Raw genomic sequence first — 14,717 nt, 5'->3', positions numbered from 1 at the left:
GCACGATGCACGGCGACGGGCCCCCGGAGGTCAGCCCTCCGGGGGCCCGCCCGCGTCCGGCCGCTCGTCGGCACGGCGGAAGCTCTGGGTGAGCCAGGCCGAGAACGACCCGACGACCGCGCCGATCAGGACGACGCCCAGGAACATCACCCCCACCGCGATCACCCGTCCGCGCACCGTCACCGGCACGAGGTCGCCGTACCCGGTCGTGGTGATCGTGGAGCACAGCCACCACACCGACTGGCCGTAGGTGCGGATCTGCGCGCCGGGCGCGTCGTGCTCGTCCGCGTACACCTGCAGGCTCGCCGCGAAGCCGAGGAGCAGCGCGCTGAGCCCCGCGTACCCCATCACCCGGGCCTCCAGGGAGAACCGCGGCTGCTTGTGGAGGTCCTGGACCCTCCCGTAGATCTGCAGCAGACGCAGCGGGCGCAGCAGCGGCAGGACGACCACGACCAGGTCGAGCCAGCGGCGGCGGACGTAACTCCAGCGGTGCGGCGCGACGGCCACCCGGACCAGATAGTCCAGCACGAAGAGTCCCCAGGTCACGACGGTGATCGTCAGCAGCAGGTCGGACCATTCGGGCGGCAGGTCCGGGACGAGCACGCGCACCGCGTACGTGACGAGGAACACCAGGGACGCGATGGACAGCGGCACACTGCCCCGACGCTCCCACTCCCGCAGCCGCCGCTCGTCATCCATGGGCATGGGGCCAGCATCGTGCCCCGCACGCGGGAGCGCCCCCGGCGACACGCAGGGCCGGGACGACGCCATATGCTGCAAGGCATGACGAGTGAGCCGGAACTGCAGAACGGAGTCGGGACGCAGGACGCGTTCCAGCGCCTGTGGACGCCGCACCGCATGGCGTACATCCAGGGCGAGAACAAGCCGACCGGCCCAGGTGCCGGCGACGGCTGCCCCTTCTGTGCGATTCCGGAGATGAGCGACGAGGACGGGCTCGTCATCGCGCGCGGCGACGCCGTCTACGCGGTCCTCAACCTCTACCCGTACAACGGCGGCCACCTGATGGTGGTGCCCTACCGTCACGTCGCGGACTACACCGACCTCGACGGGCCGGAGACCATCGAGCTCGCCGAGTTCACCAAGCGCGCCATGGTCGCGCTGCGCTCGGCCTCGGGCGCGCACGGCTTCAACATCGGCATGAACCAGGGCACCGTGGCGGGCGCCGGGATCGCCGCGCACCTGCACCAGCACGTGGTGCCGCGCTGGGGCGGCGACACCAACTTCATGCCGGTGGTCGGTCACACCAAGGTGCTGCCGCAGCTCCTCGCCGACACCCGCAAGATGCTCGCCGACGCCTGGCCGGCCGGCTGACCCGGTCCGTCCCGCCGACCGGGCCGGGGCCGCGCGCGAGCCGTCCGGCCCGGGGCCCGTCACCCGGGGCCCGTCAGTAGACGTCGGCCTCGCTGGGCGAGGCGTCCTGCACCATGTTGCTCAATATGCCCGAGCGGTTGTTGAACTTCGAGACGTCCACCCCGTTCTCCTCCATGACGGTGATGGCCGCGGAGTGCACCGCCCGCAGCACGGGGGTGGCGGCGCGCAGCGCGTCGTCGGCCATGAAACGGTGGTTCCAGGGCTGTGAGGCCCAGCTGTGCCGCAGACCGAAGGGCTCGGGCAGGACGATCTTGCCGCCGAGGTGGTCGAGCACCTGGGGGAAACGGGTCAGGGGGGCGCGGGCGGCCAGCCGCACCACCTCGTCGCTCGTCACGAGCGGCAGCTGCACCTTCTTCGTCTCCCAGAACTTGACCGGGTGGGCTATCTCCTTCTCCTTGGCCTCCGGTGCCGTCGTGAAGAGGGAGTGCACCGGTCCGAGCGCGTGCCCGGTCACCTCGATCCGCAGGGTGCTCGCCAGCACGGTCACGGTGACCATCATGGTGATCACCAGCTGACCGTCCCAGACCACGAACTGCAGACCCAGGTAGTGCCGGTTGCCCTTGTCGAACTGCTGCTCGTTGCAGATCCGCTGGATCTCGAAGTCGCGGACGGTGTAGCCGTCGACGTCGGAGCCGGTGGGCCGGGTGATCTTCTTGGCGCCCTCGCCGACGTGGGAGACGACCCAGTGCTGTATCAGCGGCTTGGGGAAACCACCGGTGTGCAGCGGGCCTCGCTGCAGGCCGCGCAACTTGCCGTGGATCACCTTGATCACGTCCCAGCTGCGGAAGGGGTGGATCTCGCTCAGCCCTTCGCGGGGCGTCAGTTCCTCGGCCATGTGCCAGGCGCCCCACCGGGCGCCCATGCCGAGCACGCCCTTGGAGCCTTGGTAGAAGACCACGTTGCTCTGCTGCTCGGCGGAGAGCTTGGCCAGGCTCTGGCGCAGCTTCTCGGCCCGGGTCTGGTTGGGGTTGCGCGGCACGGCCTCGGGGATCTTCGCGCCGACGCCGCTGCCCGAGACCAGCCCCGCCCAGCGTTCGCGCAGGTCCTTGGCGGTCTGCTCGCAGAGCCGCTTCGCCCAGAACCAGCCGAGGACCGGGGCCACCATCATCACCCTCAGGTACTGCGACCAGAAGCCGGTGAGCGGCGGGTTGACGACGAAGAGGACCGCGAAGAAGCCGACCACGAGCAGCACCACCGAGCCGAGCAGCCCTGCCCGGGAGCCCTCGGACCTCCGTACGAGGGCGCGGAGTTGGAAGGCGCCCAGCCAGACCAGCATCCCGGGCAGGAAGAGCAGGCCGAACACGGCCATCACGGCCGTCAGCTTGTTGTCGCGCTCCTGGCGGATCCGGTTGGCGGCCAGGCAGTGCTCGACGACGGTCTGCGGCTCCGCGCCGAAGGACTGCACCAGCTCGTTGCGGGAGGCGCCCAGCATCCGGTTCTGCACGGCGCGGGCGAAGGCCTCGCCCAGGTTCGCCTGCAGCAGCTTGACCTTCGCCTCCTTGACCGACGACTTGCCCGCGTCGGCCGTGGAGAGGGCATCCATGGGACTGTCACGGTACGCGGCCGACGCGAGGGCCTGGGTGGCACCCGTCTGCCCGTCGACACCGCTCAGCGGTATCTGCGCGCCCGGGCTCAGGAAGTCGAAACCGTCGGTCACTGCCGCCCCCTTCTGGTCCCCGCCCGCGCGGACGTGAACCCGCACGGCCCTTTCCCCGGTCGCGGCACCGGCACACCTGCGACGCCGCCCACCCAGCGTATACGGGGGGTGTGACGTGCGTCATCGGCCCGGCGGAAGAAGATCGTTCCGCCGGGCCGTCAACGTCCCCCGTACGGGGGTTACTTGCCGGACTCCTGGGCGTGCTGCTCCCTCAGCTTCTGCGCCAGCTGGGGCGGCATCGGCTCGTGCCGGGCGTAGCTGCGGCCGTACCGCCCGGTGCCGTGCGACAGCGACCGCAGGTCGACCGCGTAGCGCCCGATCTCGATCTCCGGTACCTCGGCCCGCACCAAGGTGCGTCCCAGGCCGACCGGTTCGGTGCCCAGCACCCGTCCGCGGCGCCCGGACAGGTCGCTCATCACCGGCCCGACGTACTCGTCCGGCACCATGACGCGGATCTCGCTGACCGGTTCCAGCAGGTGGATGCGGCACTGCGTGGCCGCCTCGCGCAGGGCGAGCGCGCCCGCGGTCTGGAAGGCGGCGTCGGAGGAGTCCACCGAGTGCGCCTTGCCGTCGACCAGGGTGATGCGGATGTCCTCGACCGGGAAGCCGAGGGCCACGCCCTTGGCGGCCTGGACGCGGACGCCCTTTTCCACCGAGGGGATGAACTGCCGCGGTACCGCGCCTCCGACGACCTTGTCGACGAACTGGATGCCGGAGCCGACCGGCAGCGGTTCGACCTCGATGTCGCAGATGGCGTACTGGCCGTGCCCGCCGGACTGCTTGACGTGCCGTCCGCGCGCCGTCGACTTCTCGCCGAAGGTCTCGCGGAGCGCCACCTTGTGCGGCACGGCGTCGACCTGCACGCCGTAACGCGTGCGCAGCCGCTCCAGCGCCACGTCCATGTGGGCCTCGCCCAGGCACCACAGCACGACCTGCCGGGTGTCGGGGTTCTGTTCCAGCCGCATCGTGGGGTCCTCGGCGACGAGCCGGGACAGGCCGACGGAGAGCTTGTCCTCGTCGGCCTTGCTGTGCGCCTGGATCGCGACCGGCAGCAAGGGGTCCGGCATCAGCCAGGGCTCCATGAGCAGCGGGTCGTCCTTGGCGGAGAGCGTGTCGCCGGTCTCCGCGCGGGTCAGTTTGGCGACGCAGGCCAGGTCGCCGGCCACGCAGTGCGGCACCGTCCGCTGCTGTTTGCCGAAGGGCGAGGACAGGGCGCCGACGCGCTCGTCGACGTCGTGGTCCTCGTGGCCGCGGTCCTCCAGGCCGTGGCCGGAGACGTGGACGGTCTCGTCGGGGCGCAGGGTGCCGGAGAACACCCGCACGAGGCTGATCCGCCCCACGTACGGGTCGGAGGAGGTCTTCACGACCTCGGCGGCCAGCGGTCCGTCGGGATCGCAGGTGAGCTGCGCGTGCGACGTCCCCTGGGGGGTGCTGACCTGGGGGACCTCACGTTCCAGCGGCGTCGGGAAGCCGCCGGTGACCAGTTCCAGCAGCTCCACGGTGCCGATGCCCTGCTTGCAGCCCTCCGCGGCCGGCGCGGCGGCCAGCACGGGGTGGAAGGAGCCGCGCGCCACGGCCCGTTCCAGGTCCTGGACCAGTGTCTTGAGGTCGAGCTCCTCGCCGCCCAGGTAGCGGTCCATGAGGGTCTCGTCCTCGCTCTCGGCGATGATCCCCTCGATGAGCCGGGCACGTGCGTCGTCCATCGCGGGCAGCTGCGCCTCGTCCGGCGGGCGCTCCTCGCGCTTGCCGGAGGAGTAGTCGTAGACGCGCTGCGACAGCAGGCCGATGAGCCCGGTCACGGGTGTGTGGCCGTCCGCGGTCTCCTCCCCGTGGAGCGGGAGGTACAGCGGCAGCACCGAGTCGGGGGAGTCGCCCCCGAAGGCCTCACGGCACGTCTCGGTCATCTCCTCGAAGTCGGCCCGTGCCGCTTCCAGGTGTGTGACGACGACCGCACGCGGCATGCCGACCGCCGCGCACTCCTCCCAGACCATCCGGGTGGCGCCGTCGACGCCGTCGGCCGCCGAGACGACGAAGAGGGCCGCGTCCGCTGCCCGCAGACCGGCCCTGAGTTCCCCCACGAAGTCGGCGTACCCGGGGGTGTCCAACAGATTGATCTTGATTCCGTCCCACTCCACCGGTACCAGCGAGAGCTGTACCGAGCGTTGCTGACGGTGTTCGATCTCGTCGTGGTCGGAGACGGTCCCGCCGTCGGCCACGTGCCCGGCGCGGTTCACCGCCCCTGTCGCCAGGGCGAGCGCCTCGACCAGCGTCGTCTTCCCGGAGCCACTGTGGCCGACCAGCACCACGTTGCGTACATCCTCGGGCCGGCCGGCCGCCAATGCCCTTCCGGCGGCTCCCGGACCTGCGTCTCTCCTGTCGCCCATGTGCCTCGCCTCCCGGTCCGTCACGGCATGGGGACTGGCGCCACGGGAGACCACCCGCCCAGGGCGGTCTGCAGTGACGCCCGCGGTAATTCGACCTTCCCACGCCCGTCACGGTGCGTCCATACGTCGTACGTGCCGCGGTAGGACGGGAGCCACGGACCTGCCGCGGAACGCGCCTGGCTACGATGGGCCAGCCGGACGGCCGACGGGGTCGTGCCGGTGCACCCCACGAACCTCCGGGAAGGCCATGCTGAACAAGTACGCGCGTGCTTTCTTCACGCGTGTCCTCACACCGTTCGCCGCGTTTCTGCTCCGCCGGGGCGTCAGCCCGGACACGGTCACGCTGATCGGCACGGGAGGCGTGGTCGCGGGAGCGCTGGTCTTCTACCCCAGGGGCGAGTTCTTCTGGGGCACGGTCGTCATCACCCTGTTCGTCTTCTCGGACCTGGTGGACGGCAACATGGCCCGACAGGCGGGCGTCTCCAGCCGCTGGGGCGCCTTCCTGGACTCCACCCTGGACCGGGTGGCCGACGCGGCCATCTTCGGCGGGCTGGCGCTCTGGTACGCCGGGGGCGGGGACGACCTCGTGCTGTGCGCGGTGACGATCTTCTGCCTCGCCAGCGGCCAGGTGGTCTCGTACACCAAGGCGCGCGGTGAGAGCATCGGACTGCCGGTCGCGGTCAACGGCCTGGTCGAACGGGCCGAGCGACTGGTGATCTCACTGGTGGCCTGCGGTTTCGCGGGGCTCCACAAGTTCGGCGTCCCCGGCATCCAGTGGCTGCTGCCGATCGCCCTGTGGATCGTGGCCGTCGGCAGCCTGGTGACGCTGGTGCAGCGGGTGATCACCGTGCGCCGCGAGGCCTTCGAGGCCGACGCCGCGGCGCACGAAGGGAGCGGGCGGGCGTGAAGGACGGGCTGACCGACGCGTTGTACGGGCTGGGCTGGGGCGCGGTCAAACGGCTGCCGGAACCCGCCGCGGCGCGGCTCGGCCGGTCCGTCGCCGACCTGGCCTGGAACCGCCGCGGCAAGGGCGTGCAGCGCCTGGAGTCCAACCTGGCCAGGGTCGTGCCCGACGCCGACGAGGCGCGGCTGCGGGAGCTGTCGAAGGCCGGCATGCGCTCGTACCTGCGCTACTGGATGGAGTCCTTCCGGCTGCCGGCCTGGAGCAAGGAACGCATCGGCTCCGCGTTCGACTGCAAGGACCTGCACCACCTCGAGGACGGCCTGGCCTCCGGCCGCGGCGTCGTCCTCGCCCTGCCGCACATGGCCAACTGGGACCTCGCGGGCGCCTGGGTCACCACCCGGCTCGGGGTGCCCTTCGCCACCGTCGCCGAGCGGCTCAAGCCCGAGAGCCTGTACGACCGCTTCGTCGCCTACCGCGAGGGCCTGGGCATGGAGGTGCTGCCGCACACCGGCGGCGCCGCCTTCGGCGCGCTGGCCCGGCGGCTGCGCGGCGGTGGCCTGGTGTGCCTGGTCGCCGACCGCGACCTGTCCTCCTCCGGCGTCGAGGTGGACTTCTTCGGCGAGGCCACCCGCATGCCCGCGGGCCCCGCGCTCCTCGCCCAGCAGACCGGGGCGCTGCTGCTGCCGGTCACCTTGTGGTACGACGAGTCGCCCAACCTCCAGGGCCAGGTCCACGCACCGATCGAGGTGCCGGAGGAGGGCACGCGGGCGGAGCGGACCGCCGTCATGACGCAGCGCCTGGCGGACGTTTTCGCCGCCGGCATCGCCGAGCACCCCGAGGACTGGCACATGCTGCAGCGGCTGTGGCTCGCCGACCTCGAACCGCGGGCGGACGCGCCGGCCGGGCAACCGGCAGGGCGCGACGCGGCGTCCTCCCCGGTGTCCGGCGACCCCACCGACCGCTCCGGAACGGAGAAGCCTTGAGGATCGGGATCGTCAGCCCGTACTCGTGGGACGTCCCAGGCGGCGTCCAGTTCCACATCCGCGACCTCGCCGAGCACCTCATCGCGCTCGGCCACGAGGTCTCCGTCCTGGCGCCGGCCGACGACGACACCCCGCTGCCGCCGTACGTCACCTCCTCCGGCCGTGCCGTGCCCGTGCCGTACAACGGCTCGGTCGCGCGGCTGAACTTCGGCTTCCTGTCGGCCGCGCGGGTGCGCCGCTGGCTCCACGAGGGCGCCTTCGACGTCATCCACGTCCACGAGCCCTCCTCGCCCTCCCTCGGCCTGCTGACCTGCTGGGCGGCGCAGGGGCCGATCGTGGCCACCTTCCACACCTCCAACCCGCGCTCCCGGGCGATGATCGCCGCCTACCCGATCCTGCAGGCGGCGCTGGAGAAGATCAGCGCCCGCATCGCGGTCAGCGAGTACGCCCGGCGCACCCTGGTCGAGCACCTGGGCGGGGACGCCGTGGTCATCCCCAACGGCGTCGACGTGGGCTTCTTCGCCGACGCCGAGCCCAAGACGGAGTGGCAGGGCGGAGGTCTCCCCGGCGAGGACAGGGGGAGGACCATCGGCTTCATCGGGCGGATCGACGAGCCCCGCAAGGGCCTGCCCGTGCTGATGAAGGCCCTGCCGAAGATCCTCGCCGAGCGGCCGGGCACCCGGCTGCTGGTCGCCGGGCGCGGCGACGAGGCCGAGGCCGTGGAGAGCCTGCCCAAGGAGATGCGCGACCAGGTCGAGTTCCTCGGCATGGTCAGCGACGAGGACAAGGCGCGGCTGCTGCGCAGCGTCGACCTGTACGTGGCGCCCAACACCGGCGGCGAGAGCTTCGGCATCATCCTGGTCGAGGCCATGTCGGCCGGGGCGCCGGTGCTCGCCAGCGACCTGGACGCCTTCCGCCAGGTGCTCGACGGGGGCGCGGCCGGCGAGCTCTTCCCCAACGAGGACCCGGACGCGCTGGCCGCCTCCGCCGTACGGCTCCTGGGCGACGCCGAGCGGCGTGCGCAGCTGCGCGAGCTGGGCTCCCGGCACGTCCGGCGCTTCGACTGGTCAGTCGTGGCCGCCGACATCCTCGCGGTGTACGAGACCGTCACCGCCGGCGCCGTGGCGGTCGCCGCCGACGAGCGGGTGGGCCTGCGGGCCCGCTTGGGCTTCGCCCGCGACTGACCCCGGAACCGCCACCCGCGGCCGAAGCCCGCGGCCGAAGCCCGCCGCCGGCGCCCCGGCGGTCCGCCGCCCGGTGGGCCGCACCGGGCGCACCGGTAGCCTTGCGGCCCGTGACCACCTTCATCTGGGTCGCCGTGGCGCTGGTCGCCGTCGGCCTCTACCTGAGCTGGACCGCGGGCCGGCTGGACCGCCTGCACGCCCGTATCGACGCCGCCCGGGCCGCGCTGGACGCGCAGCTGCTGCGCAGGGCCTCCGTGGCCCAGGAGCTGGCCACCGCGGGGGTGCTGGACCCGGCGGCGAGCATCGTGCTCTACGAGGCCGCGCACTCCGCCCGGCAGGCCCTGGACGAACAGCGCGAGGTGGCCGAGAGCGAACTGAGCCAGGCACTGCGCGCGGTCTTCGCCGAGTCCGACGCGGTCGACGCCGTCCGGGCCGCCCCCGGCGGCGACGAGGCCGCCCGCGAGCTCACCCAGGCGGTGCGCCGGGTGCCGATGGCGCGGCGCTTCCACAACGACGCCGTGCGCGCCGCCAGGGCGCTGCGCGAGCACCGCAAGGTGCGCTGGTTCCGGCTCGCCGGGCACGCGGCGCAGCCGGTGACGTTCGAGATGGACGACGAGCCCCCGGTCGTCCTGACCCCGGAGGGCGTGGCAGGCCACTGAGGAGCGATTGGCCCTTTTGCGGTCCACTTCGTGCGGTCCACCATGAAACACAGAGCAACCATCGGTGTTCCGCCGGCCGTCCGTGAGGAGGCCCGCAGACGCCGCGGGCTGCCGTGACCCTGCAGTTGAGTCTCCGAGTGAGGTCCCCGTGTCCACCACGCTTCCCAGCAACCCCGAGTCCCCCGAGACCGGCACCGCCCGCGTCAAGCGCGGCATGGCCGAGCAGCTCAAGGGCGGCGTGATCATGGACGTCGTCACCCCCGAGCAGGCCAAGATCGCCGAGGACGCGGGTGCCGTCGCCGTCATGGCGCTGGAGCGGGTCCCCGCCGACATCCGCAAGGACGGCGGCGTGGCCCGCATGTCCGACCCGGACATGATCGAGGGCATCATCGACGCCGTCTCGATCCCGGTGATGGCCAAGTCCCGCATCGGCCACTTCGTCGAGGCTCAGGTCCTGCAGTCGCTCGGCGTCGACTACATCGACGAGTCCGAGGTGCTCACCCCGGCCGACGAGGTCAACCACTCCGACAAGTGGGCCTTCACCACGCCCTTCGTCTGCGGCGCCACCAACCTGGGCGAGGCCCTGCGCCGCATCGCCGAGGGAGCGGCCATGATCCGCTCCAAGGGCGAGGCCGGCACCGGCAACGTGGTCGAGGCCGTCCGTCACCTGCGCCAGATCAAGAACGAGATCGCCCGCCTGCGCGGCTACGACAACCACGAGCTGTACGCCGCCGCCAAGGAGCTGCGCGCCCCGTACGAGCTCGTCAAGGAGGTCGCCGAGCTCGGCAAGCTGCCGGTCGTGCTGTTCTCCGCGGGTGGTGTCGCCACCCCTGCCGACGCGGCGCTGATGCGCCAGCTCGGCGCCGAGGGCGTCTTCGTCGGCTCCGGCATCTTCAAGTCCGGCGACCCCGCCAAGCGGGCCGCCGCCATCGTGAAGGCCACCACCTTCTACGACGACCCCAAGATCATCGCGGATGCCTCCCGCAACCTGGGCGAGGCCATGGTCGGCATCAACTGCGACACCCTGCCCGAGGCCGAGCGCTACGCCAACCGCGGCTGGTAGGCGCCCCACGCCCCGCGATGGGCAGGCCGGCGACGGCCTGCCCATCGTCCGTTGCCCCACCCGACGTTCCGGAAGGTCCCACCCCGTGTCCAGCAGCCCCCCGACCATCGGAGTCCTCGCCCTGCAGGGCGACGTCCGCGAGCACCTGGTCGCGCTCGCCGAGGCCGACGCCCTGGCCCGCCCCGTGCGGCGGCCCGAGGAACTGGCCGAGGTGGACGGTCTGGTGGTCCCGGGCGGCGAGTCGACCACGATGTCCAAGCTCGCCACGCTCTTCGGCATGATGGAACCGCTGCGCGACCGCATCCGGGACGGGCTTCCGGTCTACGGCACCTGCGCCGGGATGATCATGCTCGCCGAAAAGATCCTGGACGGCAGGGACGACCAGGAGACCTTCGGCGGGATCGACATGATCGTGCGCCGCAACGCCTTCGGCCGGCAGAACGAGTCCTTCGAGACCGCGGTCGAGGTCGAGGGCGTGGAAGGCGGCCCGGTCGAGGGCGTCTTCATCCGCGCACCCTGGGTCGAGTCCACCGGCAGCGGGGTCGCCACGCTGGCCCGGCTCGACGACGGAACGATCGTCGCCGTGCGCCAGGGCAACCTCCTGGCCACCTCGTTCCACCCCGAACTGACCGGGGACCACCGGGTGCACCGGTACTTCGTCGACATGGTGCGCGCCGCCCGGTGAGGTGATCCCGGTAGGATCGCAGTGTTGGTGAAGCAATCGGTGACGTGAAGGAGACAGGCTGATGTCCGGCCACTCTAAATGGGCTACGACGAAGCACAAGAAGGCCGTGATCGACGCCAAGCGCGGCAAGCTCTTCGCGAAGCTGATCAAGAACATCGAGGTCGCCGCCCGCGCGGGCGGCGCCGACATTTCCGGTAACCCGACCCTCTTCGACGCCATCCAGAAGGCGAAGAAGAGCTCGGTGCCCAACAAGAACATCGACAGTGCGGTCAAGCGCGGTGCCGGTCTCGAGGCGGGCGGCGCCGACTACGAGACGATCATGTACGAGGGCTACGGCCCCAACGGTGTCGCGGTGCTCATCGAGTGCCTCACCGACAACCGCAACCGCGCCGCCTCCGACGTGCGCGTCGCCATGACCCGCAACGGCGGCTCCATGGCCGACCCCGGCTCGGTGTCCTACCTGTTCAACCGCAAGGGCGTCGTGATCGTCCCCAAGGGCGAGCTCAACGAGGACGACGTGCTCGGCGCGGTCCTGGACGCGGGCGCCGAGGAGGTCAACGACCTCGGTGAGTCCTTCGAGGTGCTCAGCGAGGCGACCGACCTCGTCGCGGTGCGCTCGGCGCTCCAGGACGCGGGCATCGACTACGACTCCGCCGAGGCCAACTTCGTCCCCACCATGCAGGTGGAGTTGGACGAGGAGGGCGCGCGCAAGATCTTCAAGCTCATCGACGCGCTCGAGGACAGCGACGACGTGCAGAACGTCTTCGCCAACTTCGACGTCTCCGACGAGATCATGGAGAAGGTCGAGGCCTGATCCGGTCCGGCAGGACGTACGGCAGGACGGCGGCCCGTGGGGAGGACACACCCCCACCGGGCCGCCGTCGTTGTCGGTGGCACCCGATAACCTCCAGGGACCGTTTGAACGGCTGTCCGAGGGAGGGAGGGGCGGGGTGCGTGTGCTGGGCGTTGACCCGGGGCTGACCCGCTGCGGCGTGGGCGTGGTGGACGGTGCCCCCGGCAAGCCGCTGCGCATGGCCGGCGTCGGGGTCGTCCGCACCCCGGCGGAGGCCGACATCGGCCATCGCCTCGTGCTGATCGAGCGCGGCATAGAGGCCTGGCTGGACGAGTACGCGCCCCAAGCCGTCGCCGTGGAACGGGTGTTCAGCCAGCACAACGTGCGCACCGTGATGGGCACGGCCCAAGCCAGCGCCGTCGCCATGCTGTGCGCATCCCGCCGCGGCCTGCCCGTCCATCTGCACACCCCCAGCGAGGTCAAGGCCGCCGTCACCGGCAGCGGCCGGGCCGACAAGGCGCAGGTCGGTGCCATGGTCACCCGGCTGCTGCGGCTCGACGCCCCGCCGAAGCCCGCCGACGCCGCCGACGCGCTGGCACTCGCCATCTGTCACATCTGGCGCGGCACCGCGACCAACCGCCTCCAGCAGGCCGTCGCCCGAGCACGAACCCAGGAGCCCAGCACATGATCGCCTTCGTCAGCGGGCCCGTCGCCGCCCTCGCCCCGGACATCGCGGTGATCGAGGTCGGCGGCATCGGCATGGCCGTCCAGTGCTCCCCGGGCACCCTGGCGTCGCTCCGCCTGGGGGAGCAGGCCCGGCTCGCCACCTCCCTCGTCGTCCGCGAGGACTCCCTCACCCTCTACGGCTTCGCCGACGACGACGAACGCCAGGTCTTCGAACTGCTGCAGACCGCCAGCGGCGTCGGTCCCCGGCTCGCCCAGGCCATGCTCGCGGTGCACAGCCCCGACGCGCTGCGCACGGCCGTCGCCACCGGCGACGAGAAGGCCCTGACCGCCGTCCCGGGCATCGGCAAGAAGGGCGCCCAGCGGCTGCTGCTGGAGCTCAGGGACCGCCTCGGCGCCCCCGTGGGCGCGGCGGGCGCCGCACGCCCCGCGGTGGCCGCAGGGCCCGCCTCCTGGCGCGAGCAGCTGCACGCCGCGCTGATCGGCCTGGGCTACCAGCCGCGCGAGGCGGAGGAGGCCGTGGCCGCGGTGACGCCGCAGGCGGAGGCGAGCGCCGAGCCGCAGGTCGGGGCCCTCCTGCGGGCCGCCCTGCAGACCCTGAACCGAGCCCGCTGACCGTAGCCCGCCGAGCGTAAGGCGCACCGAAGTGAACTGGGACGACGAGTCCGTACCGACCACCGCCGACCGTCTCGTCGGCGCCGCCGCAGACGGCGAGGACCAGGCCGTCGAGGCGGCGCTGCGGCCCAAGGCGCTGGAGGAGTTCGTCGGCCAGGAGCGGGTCCGCGAACAGCTCGACCTGGTGCTGAAGGCCGCGCGCCAGCGGGGCGGCACCGCGGACCACGTGCTGCTCTCCGGCGCCCCCGGACTCGGCAAGACGACCCTGTCGATGATCATCGCAGCCGAGATGGGCGCCCCGATCCGCATCACCTCCGGCCCCGCCATCCAGCACGCCGGGGACCTCGCGGCGATCCTCTCCTCCCTCGCCGAGGGCGAGGTGCTCTTCCTCGACGAGATCCACCGGATGTCCCGGCCCGCCGAGGAGATGCTCTACATGGCGATGGAGGACTTCCGGGTCGACGTCATCGTCGGCAAGGGACCCGGCGCCACCGCCATCCCCCTCGAGCTGCCGCCGTTCACCCTGGTCGGCGCCACGACCCGGGCCGGCCTGCTGCCGCCGCCGCTGCGCGACCGCTTCGGCTTCACCGGCCACATGGAGTTCTACGCCCCGGCCGAGCTGGAGCGGGTCATCCACCGCTCCGCGCGCCTGCTGGACGTCGAGATCGAGCCCGAGGGCGCCGCGGAGATCGCCGGCCGCTCCCGCGGCACCCCGCGCATCGCCAACCGACTCCTGCGCCGCGTACGGGACTTCGCGCAGGTGAAGGTCGACGGCGTGATCACGCGCGAGGTCGCCGCCCGGGCACTGCACGTGTACGAGGTCGACGGCCGCGGCCTGGACCGGCTGGACCGCGCCGTGCTGCAGGCCCTGCTGGGGCTCTTCGGCGGCGGCCCGGTGGGGCTGTCGACACTGGCGGTGGCCGTGGGGGAGGAGCGGGAGACGGTGGAGGAGGTGGCCGAACCGTTCCTGGTGCGCGAGGGGCTCCTGGCGCGCACACCCCGTGGCCGCGTCGCCACTCCCGCCGCCTGGGCACACCTTGGACTCGTGCCGCCACAGGGCGGCGGACCCGGGCAAGACGGGCTGTTCGGCCCTTGACGGCGGGGAGACTCGCCGCCGCAGGAACCTCGGTGTAATGCTTGGCGTTGTTCCACCGGCGAACGAACGCTTAGACTCCGCCGACGTCGTGCCTCCGGGACCGACACCCACAATCCCGTAGACCAGGCCCCAACGGCCGTGCGAAGGATCGTCAAGACACCATGAATCTGGTTCAAATCCTGCCTTTCGTCCTGATCATCGGTGTCATGCTGCTGATGACCCGCTCCGCGAAGAACCGTCAGCGCCAGGCCACGCAGATGCGTGACCAGATGTCCCCCGGCTCGGGCGTCCGGACGATCGGCGGCATGTACGCCGTGGTCAAGGAGGTCAACGAGGACACGGTCCTGCTGGAGCTGGCCGACGGCGTCCACGCGCACTTCGCGAAGAACGCCATCGCCGCCGTCCTCGACCAGGCCGAGTACGACCGCGTCGTCCACGGCATCGACCCGGAGCCCGAGCTCGAGGCGCACGACGCCGAGGACGTCGAGGACGTCGAGAAGGCCGACGAGCACGTCGACCTGAGCAAGACCGCCGACGAGGGCGCGACCGAGGACGCCGCCAAGACGGACGGCACCGACAAGAAGTAACGGCCCGGCCGGTACGTTTCAGGTTCGGCAA

Annotated in this window: 15 protein-coding genes; 12 read left to right on the top strand and 3 right to left on the bottom strand. The window is 71.8% G+C overall.

The genetic code is table 11. The annotated features are described in order from the left end of the window. Positions 1 to 30: 30 nt before the first annotated feature. On the bottom strand, positions 31 to 705 hold the full coding sequence (locus tag AC1VWI_RS11105; RefSeq protein ID WP_499510813.1) for a potassium channel family protein: 675 nt from the start codon (positions 703 to 705) through the stop codon (positions 31 to 33). A gap of 66 nt (positions 706 to 771) precedes the next feature. Here AC1VWI_RS11105 and AC1VWI_RS11100 point away from each other — a divergent pair, with 66 nt between their 5' ends. Further along, positions 772 to 1,332 (top strand): HIT family protein, encoded by a 561-nt coding sequence (locus tag AC1VWI_RS11100; RefSeq protein WP_499510812.1) that lies wholly within the window; start codon positions 772 to 774, stop codon positions 1,330 to 1,332. Positions 1,333 to 1,405: 73 nt separating this feature from the next. Here the strand turns inward: AC1VWI_RS11100 and AC1VWI_RS11095 are convergent, their stop codons facing one another. Then, entirely contained in the window at positions 1,406 to 3,049 is a 1,644-nt protein-coding gene (locus tag AC1VWI_RS11095) for an AbeC-like domain-containing protein (RefSeq protein ID WP_499510811.1), read from the bottom strand. A gap of 179 nt (positions 3,050 to 3,228) precedes the next feature. Then, a complete protein-coding gene (locus tag AC1VWI_RS11090; RefSeq protein ID WP_499510810.1) occupies positions 3,229 to 5,433 on the bottom strand; it encodes an elongation factor G-like protein EF-G2 in 2,205 nt (734 codons plus the stop codon). A 247-nt stretch (positions 5,434 to 5,680) separates the two neighbouring features. Between AC1VWI_RS11090 and pgsA the strand changes: the two genes are divergently transcribed. The 11 genes from pgsA (at position 5,681) to yajC (ending at position 14,686) form a co-directional block, all read left to right on the top strand. Continuing rightward, positions 5,681 to 6,340 (top strand): phosphatidylinositol phosphate synthase, encoded by a 660-nt coding sequence (gene pgsA / locus AC1VWI_RS11085; protein WP_499510809.1) that lies wholly within the window; start codon positions 5,681 to 5,683, stop codon positions 6,338 to 6,340. Then, positions 6,337 to 7,320 carry a phosphatidylinositol mannoside acyltransferase gene (locus tag AC1VWI_RS11080; protein ID WP_499510808.1) on the top strand — a complete coding sequence of 328 codons (984 nt, stop codon included), beginning with the start codon at positions 6,337 to 6,339 and terminating at the stop codon, positions 7,318 to 7,320. Before pgsA ends, AC1VWI_RS11080 begins: the two co-directional genes overlap by 4 nt. Beyond that, a complete protein-coding gene (locus AC1VWI_RS11075; RefSeq protein WP_499510807.1) occupies positions 7,317 to 8,504 on the top strand; it encodes a glycosyltransferase family 4 protein in 1,188 nt (395 codons plus the stop codon). The genes AC1VWI_RS11080 and AC1VWI_RS11075 overlap by 4 nt, the downstream gene beginning before the upstream one ends. Positions 8,505 to 8,605: 101 nt before the next feature. After that, entirely contained in the window at positions 8,606 to 9,163 is a 558-nt protein-coding gene (locus tag AC1VWI_RS11070) for a LemA family protein (protein ID WP_499510806.1), read from the top strand. A gap of 148 nt (positions 9,164 to 9,311) precedes the next feature. Continuing rightward, on the top strand, positions 9,312 to 10,226 hold the full coding sequence (gene pdxS / locus AC1VWI_RS11065) for a pyridoxal 5'-phosphate synthase lyase subunit PdxS (protein WP_499510805.1): 915 nt from the start codon (positions 9,312 to 9,314) through the stop codon (positions 10,224 to 10,226). Positions 10,227 to 10,311: 85 nt separating this feature from the next. Beyond that, the gene (pdxT, locus tag AC1VWI_RS11060; protein WP_499510804.1) at positions 10,312 to 10,911 is read left to right on the top strand and encodes a pyridoxal 5'-phosphate synthase glutaminase subunit PdxT; all 600 of its coding nucleotides are present in this window, start codon (positions 10,312 to 10,314) and stop codon (positions 10,909 to 10,911) included. Positions 10,912 to 10,972: 61 nt separating this feature from the next. Beyond that, entirely contained in the window at positions 10,973 to 11,725 is a 753-nt protein-coding gene (locus AC1VWI_RS11055) for a YebC/PmpR family DNA-binding transcriptional regulator (protein WP_499510803.1), read from the top strand. A 136-nt stretch (positions 11,726 to 11,861) separates the two neighbouring features. Then, on the top strand, positions 11,862 to 12,392 hold the full coding sequence (gene ruvC, locus AC1VWI_RS11050) for a crossover junction endodeoxyribonuclease RuvC (RefSeq protein WP_499510802.1): 531 nt from the start codon (positions 11,862 to 11,864) through the stop codon (positions 12,390 to 12,392). Then, the gene (ruvA, locus tag AC1VWI_RS11045; protein WP_499510801.1) at positions 12,389 to 13,003 is read left to right on the top strand and encodes a Holliday junction branch migration protein RuvA; all 615 of its coding nucleotides are present in this window, start codon (positions 12,389 to 12,391) and stop codon (positions 13,001 to 13,003) included. Before ruvC ends, ruvA begins: the two co-directional genes overlap by 4 nt. 31 nt (positions 13,004 to 13,034) lie before the next feature. Next, complete coding sequence (gene ruvB / locus AC1VWI_RS11040) at positions 13,035 to 14,099, top strand: Holliday junction branch migration DNA helicase RuvB (protein ID WP_499510800.1); 1,065 nt, start codon at positions 13,035 to 13,037, stop codon at positions 14,097 to 14,099. 161 nt (positions 14,100 to 14,260) lie between these two features. Next, the gene (gene yajC / locus AC1VWI_RS11035) at positions 14,261 to 14,686 is read left to right on the top strand and encodes a preprotein translocase subunit YajC (protein WP_499510799.1); all 426 of its coding nucleotides are present in this window, start codon (positions 14,261 to 14,263) and stop codon (positions 14,684 to 14,686) included. Positions 14,687 to 14,717: the final 31 nt, after the last annotated feature.

It is taken from the genome of Streptomyces sp. TOM-9 (assembly GCF_056858595.1).
The sequence above is the reverse complement of the archived record's forward strand: the minus strand, read 5'-3'. Positions and strand labels throughout refer to the sequence as shown.